A 13,949-nucleotide genomic window follows, 5' to 3' on the forward strand; every position below is an offset into this window, starting at 1 on the left:
ATCGGTGGATGTCACGGAATTCGGAAACGATCCCGGGCGAATGCCCGGAATCGTACACGCTAGGGCCCCCGCTGTGCAATTCAGCGCTCTGCACCGCCGTCGTCTTCGCTGCCGGTGTCCGGATCATCGTCATGCCATTTGCGCCCGCCGTTTTCCTGCTCGGTCGCGGTGTCGGTGTCCGACTCTTCGGCGGTGCTGTCGATGGTCGCGTCCTCGGGTCCCTCAAGGCGGATGGGCTGGGTCGAGCCATCCTTCGCCTCACCGAAAAAGATCGTCTGGTGCGGGAAGGGAATTTCGATTCCGCGCTCATCGAACACACGCTTGAGGATGGCGTTGTATGCACGTCCGACCCCCCACTGCTTGCCCGGCAGGGTCTTGATCCGGGCGCGCAGCACCACGGCGCTGTCGCCGAAGTTGTTGAGCCCGAACCATTCCAGATCCGAGGTGATGAACGACGCCTGTTCGGGATCCTCGCGCAGTTCGTCGAAACAATCCAGCATCGCCTGTTTCACGTCCTCGACGTTTTCTCGGTAGGCCACGCCCATATCGCAGACAAAGTACGAGAAATCGCGAGTGAAGTTCGACACCATGTCGACGCTGGAAAACGGAATGATGTGGTAAACGCCGTGGATGTCGCGCAGCGACACCGACCGCACCGTCAGCTTTTCCACCGATCCGGTGGTGCCGCCGACGGTGACCACATCGCCGACGTTGATGGCGTTTTCGAACTGGATGAACACACCGGTGATTATGTCCTGCACCATCTTCTGCGCGCCGAAACCGATGGCCAGACCCAGCACCCCGGCCGAGGCCAGAAGCGGGCCGATATCCAGCCCGATCTCGCTCAGGCAGAACATCAGCGTGAGGATCAGGATCGCGATGGTCGCGGCGTTGCGCAGGAGCGTGAGCAGCGTTGTTTCGCGCGCAGACGGCACCGTGCCGTAATCGGGATTCAGGCGGTAATCCACCCAAGACGTCATGGCCAGCCAGATGCCGTAGGCGATCAGCAGGATAAAGAACACCGACACCGCGGCGCCCGACATGTTCAGCCCAAGTTCGCTGTCCAGCCAGCTGCCGATATCCACGATCCGGATCACGTTCAGCACGTAGATCAGCACCACAGCCGCCACGACGTAGCGGAGCACGAAAAGCACCTTGGGCACGAAGCCGTTCAGCCGCGGCTGCAGCAGCGGCAGCTTTTCGTTGACATGATCGGGCAGGGTGATGCCGCGCCGCATCGCCCGCGACAACGCGGTATAAAGCGCCGAGGCCAGGATCACCGCCGCCGCGACCTTGAGCGAGGCCGTGACATAATCCATGACCACATCGGTCGGGCGGCTCATCACCGTGACGAACATGAATGTGAGATACGCCAGCGCCAGCCAGTGCCATTTGTTGACCAGCATCCGCGTGATCCCGTGCAGGTCGTCCGCTTCGGGGACGGCTCCTTCGCCGTCCTGGCGGGGCGGGGCGATGGCATTGTGCAGCCAGTCGGACACCGGGCGGCGATAGCGCACGACCGCGAAGAACAGGTAAAGCAGCGTGAGCACCGACAGCGCCGCGGACACGCCTGTCCCGGCGGCGTAAGAGGCCGACTGGTTCACGATCGGCAGCACCAGCAATTGCCCGTAGCCCAGGATCGTGACAGCCACGGTCAGCACGCGGTTGAGCCGCCGCGCCGCCTGGTCGCTGATCGGCAAGAGCCGCAGCCCCGAGGCCGAGGGCGAGATCACCGCGCGCATCGCCACCTTGACCATTTCGACCAGCAGGAAGGCGTTGAGATACAGGCTTTGCCGAAAGCCGATCTGCCCGACTTCGCCCAGCAGCATGACCGTCACCACATAGCCGATGGCCCAGGCGGCCAGCACGATCAGGGCATCGACGATCAGCGATCCGGCATAGAGCATCACCGCCCGCACGAGGCTCGCGTTCTGCGCTGATTTCCCCATGGACCGGAAGAACGGCATGGCCAGCATGCGCAACGCCACGAACACGACGACCGTCAGCGCAATGACCAGCAGAAGCCCGCGGAACGCCTCGAAAAGCACGCTGAGTTCGTTGCCCCCCAGCCCGTCGAAGACTGATCCTGTGTTGGCCAGGGACTGCCAGACCCGCTGCGCCTCGGCCGCGGCGGATTCGGCGACGTTCTGGGTCAGCGTTGCGATCCGGCCGCCCAGCGACATGCGCGGTTCATCGGCGGTCCCGGTGGCTTGGGCTGCGGCATCGGGGGCCGCCTTGGTCGCCTTTTCCAGTTCCGTGATCAGCTCTGCACGTGCCTTGTCGTTCTTCAGCACATCCAGAAACGGGACAAGCGGATCGACATTGCTGTCCGTGCTGGCAGAGCTGTCGCCGCCCGATGGCGCGGGCGTCGACTGTGCGAAGGACGGAGAGCCAAGACTGAGAAGCGAGACAAGAACCAACAGGAAAACGGAAAGGCCGCCCCGGATCGAGGCGGTCATCGGCAACTTGTCAAAAATCATCGTCGGTCTTTCTCCGGTGCACGGTCGGGCAGATAAATCACGGGTTAACGCCCGGTCCGCGAAATGGTTTCGCCCGGACGCTTGCCAGGTCTGGTCGAGCCGGCGCATATCGCGCCTGTCCAGTGCTTTCAAGCCGTGCTATCTGGACCGCAGCCTGCCTGCCCCCCACGATTGCCGCACACGCCAATGCCAGACCCTGACCCGCTCTTGATCGAGATTGCGCCCGATGGCGCGGGCCAGCGGGTCACGCTGCGCGGCCCCTGCACGGTGCGCACGGTCACCGATCTGCGGCAGCGCTTGCAGGCCTTGCCCCCCGACCAGCCGGTGACGCTCGACCTCACAAAGGTGACGCGGTTCGACACGGCAGGGGCCTGGGCGATCAGCCTGTGCCAGCAGCGGCTGGAGGCCGCTGGCGCAAGCGTGACGCTGGACGGGGCCGATGCGTCGGTGCAAAGCCTGCTTGAGACGGTGACGCGCGCCCTGCCCGATCCGGACCATCCCGAACCGGAACCGCGCCGTTTGTCGGACCACGTCGCTGCGGTGGGCGAAGCTGTCTATCGCGGCACACAATTCGTGCTGGCGCTGGTGGCCTATTTCGGGCTGTTTCTGGCCCGGCTTCTGCGGTCCCTGCGTCATCCCGGCGAATTCCGCCTGACCTCGCTTGTGCATCACAGCCAGGAGGTTGGCGTGAAGGCGGTGCCCATCGTGGCGCTCATGGCCTTTCTGATCGGGGTGGTGCTGGCGTTCCAGGGATCAACCCAGCTACGGCAGTTCGGGGCTGAGGTCTTTGTGGTCGACCTCATCGCCATCTCTATCCTGCGCGAGCTGGGCATTCTTCTGACCTCGATCATCGTGGCGGGGCGCACCGCGTCGGCCTATACCGCCGCCATCGGGTCGATGAAGATGCGCGAAGAGATCGACGCCATGCGCACGCTGGGTCTGGATCACGCCATGGTCCTGTTCGTGCCGCGGATCCTGGCGCTGGTGTTGATGCTGCCAATCCTGGGGCTGATCGCCAATATCGCCGGGCTGGTGGGCGGCGGGCTGATGGCCTGGATCGATTTGGGCATCAGCCCGGCGATGTTCGTCACCCGGCTGGTCGAGGGCACGTCGGTCGATCATGTGCTGATCGGCATGATCAAGGCGCCGGTCTTTGCGGTGATCATCGGCGTCGTCGGCTGCCACGCGGGCATGCAGGTAAAATCCAACGCGGAATCGCTGGGCCGCATGACGTCGAACGCCGTCGTGACCGCTATCTTTGCGGTGATCGTGGCCGATGCGATCTTTTCCGTCATTTTCGCGCAGCTGGGGATGTGACCGTGCCGACATCAACGCCCCCCGACGACCGCGAAACCGTCATCCGCCTGCGCGGCATCCGCAACCAGTTCGGCAGCCACGTGGTGCATGACGATCTGGATCTTGACGTCTATCGCGGCGAAATCCTGGGCGTGGTCGGCGGATCGGGCACCGGCAAATCCGTTCTGCTGCGCACCATCGCCGGGCTGCAGACGCCCGCGGCCGGCACGATCGAGGTGCTGGGCGTCGATGTGCGGTCCGCGGACGAGGACGCGCGCCAGGTGCTCGAATCCCGCTGGGGGGTGATGTTTCAGGACGGCGCGCTCTTTTCCTCGCTCAACGTGCGCGAAAACGTCGAGGTACCCATGCGCCCCATCGACGGGCTTGATCCGGCGATCCGGCGGGATCTTGCCGACCTCAAGGTGTCGATGGTGGGCCTGCCCTATATTGCCGGCGACAATTACCCGTCCGAGCTTTCGGGCGGTATGCGCAAGCGGGCCGGGCTGGCGCGCGCGCTGTCCATCGACCCCGAGATCCTGTTTCTGGACGAACCCACCGCCGGGCTCGACCCCATCGGTGCGGCGGAATTCGACAGGCTGATCCATGGACTTAGCCGGTCGCTGGGTTTAACGGTCTTCCTTGTGACACACGACCTGGACACGCTGCATGCAACCTGCGACCGCATCGCTGTCCTGGCCGAGAGAAAGGTTCTCGTATCCGGGACAATGCAGGACATGATGAAAGTCGATCACCCCTGGGTGCATGCCTATTTCCATGGTCCCCGCGCGCGGGCCGCGCTGGATTCGGCGCAGGCCGCAACCGATGACGGGCGCGGATAGGTATGGAAACCCGGGCAAATTTCATCCTGATCGGGGCCTTTACCCTTGCCGGTCTGGCGGGGATCGTCGGCTTTTTCCTGTGGTTCGCGCAGGTCGAGCTGGACCGCCAGTTTTCCTACTACGAGGTGGCGTTCAGCTCGGTTTCCGGCCTGTCGAACGCGTCCGACGTGCGGTTTGCGGGCCTGCCCGTGGGCCAGGTGGTGGACGTGCGCCTGTCGCCCGACCGCGACGGCACGATCCTGGTGCGGCTCGAGGTCGATGCCAACACGCCGGTGCGCATCAACAGCGTCGCCACGATTGAATCGCAGGGCGTGACCGGCGTGTCTTACGTGGGCATCGACGCGGGCAGCCCGGCGTTGCCGCTGCTCGAGGATGCCAGCGAAGAAGAGGTTCCGCGCATCGTCGCGGGCCGTTCGGCGCTGCAGTCGCTGACCGAGGACGGCCCCGAGCTGGTGGCCGAGGCGCTGCGGCTGGTCGAAGCGGTCGCCAGCCTTTTCACCGATGCCAATCAGGGCCGACTGGAAAACATCCTGATCAACGTCGAAGCCGCGTCCGAAGACTTTTCCTCGACCCTGGAAAGCTTTTCCGATGTGACCGACTCCGTGTCGGGCTTCGCCGACCAGATCGACCGGTTCAACACCACGCTGGAAACCCTGTCGGGCGACCTGTCGGTGGTGCTGCAAAGCGCCGATGTCACGCTGAACACGATCACCGAGGTGGCAGAACAGGGAAAGGGCTTCCTGACCGATGGGTCCAACGCGCTGACGGCCGCTCAACAGACCCTCACCGATGCCGATACCTTCCTGTCGGGCGAATTGCCTGCGCTGACCGGCGACGTGCGCGCGGCGGTCGAGGACCTGCGAAGCCAAATCGCCGCCCTGACACTGAATGCCAACAGCACTCTGGATGTCTTCAGCGAAGCCGGCCGCACCGCCACCGCGCGGCTGGTCGAGGCAGAGCGCGTGCTGAACGAAACCAGCGTGATGATCGACCAGCTCGAGGTGACGCTGGACGAGATGTACCAGGCCGCGATCAACTTTGACACGCTGGTGGTCAATGACGGCTACGCGCTGGTGGACGAAACCCGCGCGATGATCGACGGCGCGGCCAAGGCGATCGACGCGGTGACCCGCACCACCGAAAACGACCTGCCCGACATCATCGAAAATATCCGCAGCATGACCGACAACGCGAACCTGATGATCGAAAAGGTCGGCACCGACCTCAGCGCCGCGTCAGGCCGTATCGACGGGCTTTCGGTGGCGGCGGAAACCGCGATCACCACCGCCACGACCACCTTTGCCAATGCCAACGACACGCTGACCGCGATCAATTCCGCGCTCGAGATCGGCCAAGGCGCGCTGAGTGCGGCAGAGCGGGCGTTCGAAGGCGCGGACCGGGTGATCAACGAGGATATCTCGGGCATCACCGCCGATCTGCGCGGAGCCATCTCGCGGCTGAACGGCGTGGTCGATCAGGTGTCGGACGACATCCCGGCGGTCACGGCGGACCTGCGCGCCGCCAGCGCCTCGGCCCAGAGCCTGTTTGAAGAGCTTGAGGGCGTCGCCGCCACATCGGGCGCGGCGGTCAACGATTTCACCACCGGCAGCCTGCCGCTTTATGGCCGTCTGGCGCAGGAAACCCGCACGCTGATTTCCAATCTCGACCGGCTGACCAACCAGATTTCGCGCGATCCGGCGCGGTTCTTCCTGAACCAGCAGACCCCCGAATTCAGAAGATGAGAGCCTTTTCAATGCTGCCCTTTTCCGTCCGCCGCCGCGTCATTCCGTTTCTGGCCCTGCTGGTGCTGTCGGGCTGTTCCGCCTTGTCAGCACTTGGCGATGCGACCGAAACGCTGGATGTCTACGAATTGCGCGCACCGGACACGCTGCCGGTCGCCAGCCGCACCCTGCCGCTGCAAGTGACGGTCGAACTGCCCACCACCAGCGGCGCGCTGGTGACCGACCGGATCATGATCAAACCCGATGCGCTTCAGGCGCAATACCTGCCCGGCGCCCGGTGGAGCGAGGAAACACCGGTGATGGTCCAGACGCTGCTGCTGCGCAGCCTCGAGCAGACGAACGGGCTGAGCTACGTGGCGCGGCGCCCCCTTGGCGCGGGCGGCGACATCGCGATCCTGACCGAGGTGACGGATTTCCAGGCCGAATCCCCGAACGAAGACGCGCCGGTGACGGTCACTCTGCGCATGACCTCGCGGCTGGTGCGCGAACGTGACGTCAGCATTCGCGCGTCGCGCACCTTCACCGCCACCGCGCAGGCGGCGTCGACGGACGTCGGCGATGTGGTCGCGGCCTTCGACAGGGCGTCGGACCAGCTGTTGCAGGATTTCGCGACCTGGGCGGTGACCAGCCTGGGCGCCCGGCTGAGTGCGGGCGGCTAGACGCGCCGCTTGTAAACGCGCCGGGCCGCATCACATACTGCGAACATCCTTCGCTGCGGAAAGGCCCCTACCATGCGCATCAATGCCGATTTCGATCAATCCGTCGTGCTGGACACGACCACGATGGGCTGGGTCCCATCCCCGATGGCCGGGGTTGAGCGCAAGATGCTGGACCGCATCGGCGAAGAGGTGGCGCGCGCCACTTCGCTGGTGCGCTATGCGCCGGGGTCGCGGTTCTCCTCGCACACCCATGGCGGGGGCGAGGAATATCTTGTGGTCGAAGGCACGTTTTCCGACGAACACGGCGACTATCCGCTGGGCACCTACGTGCGCAATCCCATCGGCACCAGCCACGCCCCGCACAGCGACGATGGCTGTACCATTCTGGTCAAGCTGCATCAGTTCGAAGACGACGATACCGAGCAAAAGCAGATCGATACCGCCAATGCCGCCTTTGAGGACACCGGAACCGAGGGCGTGACCGCCCTGCCCCTGCACCGACACGGCACCGAAGAGGTGCGGATGCTGCGGTTCTCTCCCGGTGCCGCGATGACGCAGGAGGTGCCGCCCGGAGGATTCGAAGCGCTGGTGCTGGAAGGGTCCGTGACCGACGACCTTGGCCAACACGGCACCGGCACCTGGCTGCGGCGCAACGACGGCACCGCCACCGACCTTCGCAGCGACGGCGGCGGCCTGCTTTTCATCAAGACAGGGCACCTGCCCGCCGCGTGAGCCGTAGGGCGTCACGCCTCTCTCTATCGAGTTTCAGGAAAACCAATGCAAATCTTCACCTGCCCCGCCTGTTCGGCGCGGCTTTATTTCCATAATACCGGATGCCGCTGCGGCCATCAGGTCAGCTTTGACCCCGATGCAGCCACCATGCGCATCAACGCGATTCCCTGTGATAACCGCGAGGTCATCGGCTGCAACTGGCAGGCCGATCAGTGCGGGCTGTGCCGATCCTGCGCGATGACAAAGACGGTGCCGGACATCGGCACGCCAGATAACGTCCCGCTTTGGGCCAAAACCGAAGCGGCCAAGCGCTGGATGCTGGCCAACCTCATGCGCTGGGGCTGGTTCACCGCGCAGGATGCCGGCGACCGCCCGGTGTTCAAGCTTTTGTCCGAACAGACCGCGACCGGCGATGCGGACGTGATCATGGGGCACGCGAACGGTGTGATCACCATCAACGTGACCGAGGCGAGCGAGGCCACGCGCAAGGAGCGGCAGGAAGACCTGGGCGAGCTCTACCGTACGATGCTGGGGCACATGCGCCACGAGATGGCGCATTTCCTGTTCGTCAGGCTGAGTGCGTCCGCCGAGTTCGTGCAGGCGTTCCGCGCGCTTTTTGGGGACGAAACCGCGGATTACGGCGCCGCGCTGAAACGGCACTACCAGTCGCCCAAACCCGCCGACAACAATCATATCACCAGCTATGCCACTGCCCACCCGCACGAGGACTGGGCCGAGACCACCGCGCATCTGCTGCACCTGACCGATCTTCTGGACAGCGCGTCGGCGGCGAGCCTGGTTCTGCCCGGGGGGCCGGCACAAGGCATCGACGCCTATGCCGAAACGGATACGGAACGGCTGGTCACCCAGGCGGTCGAAACAGCCATCGCGATCAACCACGTGAACCGGGCGCTGGACCTGCCGGATCTCTATCCCTTTGTCCTGCAACCGGGCGTGCGGGACAAGCTGGCGTTCGTGCATCGGCACCTGCGCCTGCGCGCCTGACGCTCAGCGCGCCAGCGCGGCTTTCATCGACGCCTCGGGAAAGCAGGTGGCGGCCTGACCGGTCGCTTCCTGCCAGCGTCCGATGGACCGCCGCGTCTTGAATCCGGGCAGGCCATCCGCGCCGCCGACATCGTGACCCATCGACTCGAGCCCGCGCTGCATCGCCGCGATGTCCGATCGGTACATCTTGCCCACCCGCCCCCATCCCGCGCTGAAATCGCCTATGCCGTACTGGATGCGGTCGCCCACGTGCCCGACGAACAGCGCGTAAAGATCGCTCATGTTGTAGTCCTTGAGGACGTAGAAGTTCGGCGTGACGATGAAGGCGGGGCCATTGCGCCCGGCGGGCATCAGCAGAAAGCCCCGCCCGCGCGCCTCGTGATCTGGAAAGGCCTTGCCCGACACCCGTTCGATCCCCATCGCAGCCCAGTCGGAAATGCGCCGTCCCTGATCCGGGCCTTCCAGCGTGCAGGACACCGAACGCGGCACCGTCACCTCGAACCCCCAATCGCGGCTGGAATCCCAGCCGTGCCGGTCAAGGTAGCGGGCGATTGACGCGATGGTGTCGGCCTCGGACCGCCAGATATCGGCGCGCCCGTCGCCATCGCCGTCCGCCGCGTATTCGAGGAAATTCGAGGGCATGAACTGCGGCTGACCCAGCGCCCCGGCCCAGCTGCTTTTCATCGCGGCCCCGCCCGCGTGCCCCGCTTGGGCAATCTGCAAAGCGGCGATCAGTTCGTCGGTGAAATAGGGCGCGCGCGTGCTCATGAAGCCCTTGGTGCCCAGCACCTCAAACACGTTGTGGGGAATCTTCGCCCGGCCATAGCCGCTTTCCCGGCCCCAGATCGCGAGGATGATCCGCCCCGGCACACCGGTCTGGCGCGTCGCGCGGTCCAGCGCGGACTTGTGCCGCCCGGCCATCTGCCGACCGACGGATGTGGCCCCGTCGACAGAACCACGGCTGAAATACTTGGCCGGGCTGCCGAATTCGCTTTGCCGCTGGCGTTTCGGCGTCTGCGCGCTGCTGCCCGGCGGCACCAGGTCGGGCAGATCCCAGTTGAGCGAAACACCCCGGAACGCGGCGTCAAACGTACCGCGCGACACGCCCTTGGCCCGCGCGGCGGGCCAGATGGTCTGCTCAAGCCAGCCCTGAAACTGCGCCTCGACCGCGCTGCGGTTCTGCGCGGCGGCAGGCAGGGCCAGCGCCAGAAGACAGGACAAAAGGGCAATAACACGCAACATCAAGGGCAGGCTCCGGCAAAAGGGATCAACTGCCCCCAGGCTACCCGCGAACGCAGCGCTTGTCTTGGGGGCCTGCCCCCTTTGCCAGCGGTTATTCGCCCGCCAGTTCCACCGTGCCGGTTTCCAGCAGCGACACGACATGCGGCACGAAGGACCGCCAGATATCCATGCGGAATTCGGTGTCGCCGTCACGCCACAGCAGCACAGTCGCGCCATCAAAGATGGTGCGGCGCCCGCTGCCCACGGAAATGCCGTCGATGTCGCGCGGGCAGCCCAGCGTCAGCACTTCTGCCGCTTTCGGGCCGGTGATGCGCACCGTGACCTCGCGGTCGGACACCTCGGTCAGGCTGTGCGGGGCGTCGGCATAGACATCGGCGCAGGCCTTGACGATGCCAGCGGCATCAGACTCCGCCGCCAGCACATGCCATTCGTCGGGGCCAAGGCAGAGCACCTCGGTCTTGCCCTTGTTCGCGCGCGTACCGATCTTTTCCGGCAGCGTCAGGTCAAGCGCGGTGCCAAGCGCGGCCACGGCCCCGCCACGGGCACGAAGCGAAAAGCGCGCGACGGGCTGCATCAGCTCCAGCGTGACGGCGTCAGAGCTTGCCAGCGGACCGGCGACAAACGGTTGGGTCATCTTTGTCATCACATCACCTTGCGCTTCACAGCTTGAGCCGTGCGTTTTCGGGGTCGTAGAACACCGGGCTGACCACCTTTGCCTTGATCGTCGTGTCGGGCATCGGGATGAACACCGTCTCGCCCATCCGGTCCTGGCCGCCTTCGATCACCGCCAGCGCGATCGGCTGGCCCACAGCGGCGCTGTGATAGCTCGAGGTGACGTGCCCGACCATCTTCATCGGTTTTGGCTGGTTCGGGTCCAGCACGATCTGCGCGCCCTCTTCCAGCTTGGTGGTGCCATCCTCGGTCAGCAGGCCGACCATCTGCTTGCGGCCTTCGGCCACCAGGTCGGGCCGCGCCAGCGCGCGCTTTCCGACGAAATCCGGCTTGGCCTTGCCGATGGCCCAGCCCGCGCCGACATCATAGGGCGTCATCGTGCCATCGGTTTCCTGACCGATGATGATGAACCCCTTTTCCGCGCGCAGCACGTGCATGGTTTCGGTGCCGTAGGGGCAGATGTCGTATTTCTGACCGTCGGCCATCAGCCGTTCCCAAAGCGCGCGGCCGTGGCGCGCGGGCACGTTGACCTCGAACCCCAGCTCGCCGGTAAAACTCACGCGGAACAGCCGTGCGGGAAAACCAGCAACGGTGCATTCCGCGATGGACATATGCGGAAACGCCTCATCCGACAGGTCGATGCCGTCAACCAGCGGGGCCAGCAGATTGCGTGCGTTCGGACCGTTGAGCGCGATGGTCGCCCACTGTTCGGTCGCCGAGGTCAGCCAGACGTCCAGGTCGGGCCATTCGGTCTGCAGATAATCCTCCATCGTGTTCAGCACCCGCGCGGCACCGCCGGTGGTGGTGGTCACGTGGAACCGGTCGTCCGACAGCCGCCCGATCACGCCATCGTCGCGGATGAACCCGTCGTCGCCCAGCAGCAGGCCATAGCGGGTGCGGCCCGGGGCAAGCTTGGTCCAGGGGTTGGTGTACATGCGGTTCATGAATTCGACCGCATCGGGGCCCACGACCTCGATCTTGCCCAGTGTGGACGCGTCGAAGATACCCAGGCTTTCCCGCGTCGCCTTGCATTCGCGGGTCACCGCGTCCTGCATCGATTCCCCCGACTTCGGGAAATACCAGGCGCGGCGCCACAGGCTGACCGGTTCGAAAACCGCACCGTTTTCCTCGGCCCAGGCGTCGATCGGCGTCTTGCGCGTCACCTCGAAATGATCGCCCTTATGGTAGCCCACGAAGGCGCCAAAGGTTGTCGGCGTGTAAGGCGGGCGAAAGGTCGTGAGACCGACCTGCGGCTGCGCCTTGCCCAACGCATCGGCGGCGATGTTGAGGCCGTTGATGTTGGACATCTTGCCCTGATCGGTGGCCATGCCGTTGGTGGTGTAGCGTTTGACATGCTCGATCGAGCGCATGCCTTCCTTCACCGCAAGGCGCAGGTCCTTGGCGGTGACGTCGTTCTGATAGTCCACGAACGCCTTGGCGCGGCCCGGTTTCAGATCGGTCGGCAGTTCGGTATGGCTGATACCGGTGCCGGGACGGTCGTTTTCGACGCTGAGCTTGCGTGCATCAACGGATTTGCCCAGATCGGAGGCCGCCTGCGCGCCCATGTCCGCGCCGTCGTTCAGCGCCGCCTCGATCCCCCACAGGCCACGGCCCGCACCGGCGATCTGGCAATCCTCGGCCTTGTGATCGGGCAGGAAGGTCTGGCGATCCTCATCCCATTTCAGCGTGCCCTTGGTGTGGCTGAACAGATGCAGGGACGGCGTCCAACCGCCGCACATCAGCACACAGTCGCAGGGCAGCTTGCGCCCGAACTTGACCTTGCCGTCAACGATGCGGTTCACCCGCACGGATTTGACCCGCAGGCGGCCATCGGTGCCGCTGACGCTGTGGTTGGCCAGCACGGTGATGCCGCGCTTTTCCGCCTCGGCCACCAGATCGGCGCGCGGTTCGGCCCGGGTGTCGACAATGGCCTCGATCCGGGTGTTGGCATCCTGCAGATCGAACGCCGCATACCAGGCGCTGTCGTGGCTGGTCACGATCACCGCGCGGTCGCCCACCCGCACGCCATAGCGGTTGAGGAAGGTCTGCGCGGCGCCGGCCAGCATGACGCCGGGACGGTCGTTGCCGTCGAACACCAGCGGCTTTTCCAGCGCGCCCTGCGCCAGGATCACCTGCCCGGCGCGCACCCGCCACATGCGTTCGCGGGGCATGTCAGGGTCGGGGTTTTCCAGATGATCGATCAGCTTTTCGCACAGACCCACCATGTTCTGATGGTAATAGCCGATAGCGGTGGTGCGCGTCATGATCCGCACGCCCAGCCCTTCAAGGGCCGCGACCTCGGCCGCCAGCCAGTCCCACGCCGCCTGACCGTCGATCTGCGCCTGCGGTTCGCTGAGCAGCGTGCCGCCCGCTTCGGAGTTTTCATCGACCAGAGTCACCCGCAATCCGGCCTCGGCCGCGCTGCGCGCCGCCGACAGCCCCGCGGGGCCCGCGCCGATCACCAGCACATCGGTATGCAGATAGCGCGAGGCATAGTGATCGGGATCAACCTCGGTCGGGCTGACGCCCAGACCGGCGGCGGCGCGGATGAACGGCTCGTAGACCTTGTCCCAGAACGACTTCGGCCACATGAAGGTCTTGTAATAGAAGCCTGCGGAAAACAGCATGTAGGCCATGTCGTTGACCGCGCCGACGTCGAACTTGAGGCTCGGGTACTTGTTCTGGCTGTTGGTCTTCAGGCCGGGATAGATTTCCTGCACTGTGGCGCGGGTGTTTGGCTCGTACCGGCCCTTGCCGCGCTTCGTGCCGATCAGCGCGTTAGGCTCTTCCGACCCTGCCGCGACGGCGCCGCGCGGGCGGTGGTACTTGAACGACCGGCCCATCAGGTGCTGACCGTTGGCCAGCAGCGCGGAGGCGACGGTGTCGCCAGCACGGCCTTCGATATACTTGTCGTCAAAGGTGAATTTCACCCGGCGCGTCTGGTCGACGCGGCCCCGGCCCGGCACACGAAACTGGCTCATTTGTCGTCTCCCAGCAGAGTCGAAAGGTCAGGGCGCGGGGCGCCGGCCTCGTAGGTGGTCAGGAACCGGTCGGACACGGTATCGCGCACCGCGTTGAAGAAGCGCCCGCAGCCATGGATGTGCCGCCAGCGTTCGTAATGCGGGCCCTTGACGTTGGACCGGATGAACAGGAAATCGCGCCATTCCTCGTCACTCTGGCTGCTGGGATCGGCAGCGCGGGTGATATGCGCCTCGCCGGCATAGGCGAATTCCAGTTCGGGCAGGGTTTCGTCGCAATAGGGGCAATGGATCAGAAGCATCT

Annotated in this window: 11 protein-coding genes; 6 read left to right on the forward strand and 5 right to left on the reverse strand. The window is 65.1% G+C overall.

Features of this window, described 5'->3' with window-relative positions:
- Positions 1 to 80: 80 nt before the first annotated feature.
- Positions 81 to 2,459 carry a mechanosensitive ion channel domain-containing protein gene (locus tag ACOXXX_RS09670; RefSeq protein WP_422826365.1) on the reverse strand — a complete coding sequence of 793 codons (2,379 nt, stop codon included), beginning with the start codon at positions 2,457 to 2,459 and terminating at the stop codon, positions 81 to 83.
- Between the two features lie 207 nt (positions 2,460 to 2,666).
- Between ACOXXX_RS09670 and ACOXXX_RS09675 the strand changes: the two genes are divergently transcribed.
- The 6 genes from ACOXXX_RS09675 to ACOXXX_RS09700 all read left to right on the forward strand — a co-directional run bounded on the left by ACOXXX_RS09675 (position 2,667) and on the right by ACOXXX_RS09700 (position 8,753).
- On the forward strand, positions 2,667 to 3,797 hold the full coding sequence (locus ACOXXX_RS09675) for an ABC transporter permease (RefSeq protein ID WP_422826366.1): 1,131 nt from the start codon (positions 2,667 to 2,669) through the stop codon (positions 3,795 to 3,797).
- Positions 3,798 to 3,799: 2 nt separating this feature from the next.
- Positions 3,800 to 4,615: an ABC transporter ATP-binding protein gene (locus tag ACOXXX_RS09680; RefSeq protein ID WP_422826367.1), complete on the forward strand. Its 816-nt coding sequence runs from the start codon at positions 3,800 to 3,802 to the stop codon at positions 4,613 to 4,615.
- 2 nt (positions 4,616 to 4,617) lie between these two features.
- Positions 4,618 to 6,357, forward strand: a complete 1,740-nt coding sequence (locus ACOXXX_RS09685) for an MlaD family protein (RefSeq protein WP_422826368.1) — start codon at positions 4,618 to 4,620, stop codon at positions 6,355 to 6,357.
- Positions 6,354 to 7,016 (forward strand): ABC-type transport auxiliary lipoprotein family protein, encoded by a 663-nt coding sequence (locus tag ACOXXX_RS09690; RefSeq protein ID WP_422826369.1) that lies wholly within the window; start codon positions 6,354 to 6,356, stop codon positions 7,014 to 7,016. The genes ACOXXX_RS09685 and ACOXXX_RS09690 overlap by 4 nt, the downstream gene beginning before the upstream one ends.
- Before the next feature lie 72 nt (positions 7,017 to 7,088).
- Positions 7,089 to 7,748, forward strand: a complete 660-nt coding sequence (locus ACOXXX_RS09695; RefSeq protein WP_422826370.1) for a cupin domain-containing protein — start codon at positions 7,089 to 7,091, stop codon at positions 7,746 to 7,748.
- 45 nt (positions 7,749 to 7,793) lie between these two features.
- On the forward strand, positions 7,794 to 8,753 hold the full coding sequence (locus ACOXXX_RS09700) for a zinc-binding metallopeptidase family protein (RefSeq protein WP_422826371.1): 960 nt from the start codon (positions 7,794 to 7,796) through the stop codon (positions 8,751 to 8,753).
- 3 nt (positions 8,754 to 8,756) lie between these two features.
- Here the strand turns inward: ACOXXX_RS09700 and ACOXXX_RS09705 are convergent, their stop codons facing one another.
- The 4 genes from ACOXXX_RS09705 to ACOXXX_RS09720 form a co-directional block, all read right to left on the reverse strand.
- Entirely contained in the window at positions 8,757 to 9,995 is a 1,239-nt protein-coding gene (locus ACOXXX_RS09705) for a lytic murein transglycosylase (RefSeq protein WP_422826372.1), read from the reverse strand.
- A gap of 91 nt (positions 9,996 to 10,086) precedes the next feature.
- Complete coding sequence (locus ACOXXX_RS09710) at positions 10,087 to 10,638, reverse strand: sarcosine oxidase subunit gamma (RefSeq protein ID WP_422826373.1); 552 nt, start codon at positions 10,636 to 10,638, stop codon at positions 10,087 to 10,089.
- A 16-nt stretch (positions 10,639 to 10,654) separates the two neighbouring features.
- Positions 10,655 to 13,648, reverse strand: coding sequence for a sarcosine oxidase subunit alpha (locus tag ACOXXX_RS09715; protein WP_422826374.1), 2,994 nt, complete (start codon positions 13,646 to 13,648; stop codon positions 10,655 to 10,657).
- Positions 13,645 to 13,947 (reverse strand): sarcosine oxidase subunit delta, encoded by a 303-nt coding sequence (locus ACOXXX_RS09720; RefSeq protein ID WP_422826375.1) that lies wholly within the window; start codon positions 13,945 to 13,947, stop codon positions 13,645 to 13,647. Before ACOXXX_RS09720 ends, ACOXXX_RS09715 begins: the two co-directional genes overlap by 4 nt.
- Positions 13,948 to 13,949 lie beyond the last annotated feature (2 nt).

Origin of the sequence: Thalassococcus sp. BH17M4-6 (assembly GCF_049323015.1) — a bacterium.
In the GTDB taxonomy this organism is placed as follows: domain Bacteria; phylum Pseudomonadota; class Alphaproteobacteria; order Rhodobacterales; family Rhodobacteraceae; genus Puniceibacterium.

Coding starts and splice junctions, on each gene's coding strand:
- ACOXXX_RS09670 (WP_422826365.1), bottom strand. CDS start 2,459: ATGACCGCCTCGATCCGGGGCGGCCTTTCCGTTTTCCTGTTGGTTCTT.
- ACOXXX_RS09675 (WP_422826366.1), top strand. CDS start 2,667: ATGCCAGACCCTGACCCGCTCTTGATCGAGATTGCGCCCGATGGCGCG.
- ACOXXX_RS09685 (WP_422826368.1), top strand. CDS start 4,618: ATGGAAACCCGGGCAAATTTCATCCTGATCGGGGCCTTTACCCTTGCC.
- ACOXXX_RS09690 (WP_422826369.1), top strand. CDS start 6,354: ATGAGAGCCTTTTCAATGCTGCCCTTTTCCGTCCGCCGCCGCGTCATT.
- ACOXXX_RS09695 (WP_422826370.1), top strand. CDS start 7,089: ATGCGCATCAATGCCGATTTCGATCAATCCGTCGTGCTGGACACGACC.
- ACOXXX_RS09700 (WP_422826371.1), top strand. CDS start 7,794: ATGCAAATCTTCACCTGCCCCGCCTGTTCGGCGCGGCTTTATTTCCAT.
- ACOXXX_RS09705 (WP_422826372.1), bottom strand. CDS start 9,995: ATGTTGCGTGTTATTGCCCTTTTGTCCTGTCTTCTGGCGCTGGCCCTG.
- ACOXXX_RS09710 (WP_422826373.1), bottom strand. CDS start 10,638: ATGACAAAGATGACCCAACCGTTTGTCGCCGGTCCGCTGGCAAGCTCT.
- ACOXXX_RS09715 (WP_422826374.1), bottom strand. CDS start 13,648: ATGAGCCAGTTTCGTGTGCCGGGCCGGGGCCGCGTCGACCAGACGCGC.
- ACOXXX_RS09720 (WP_422826375.1), bottom strand. CDS start 13,947: ATGCTTCTGATCCATTGCCCCTATTGCGACGAAACCCTGCCCGAACTG.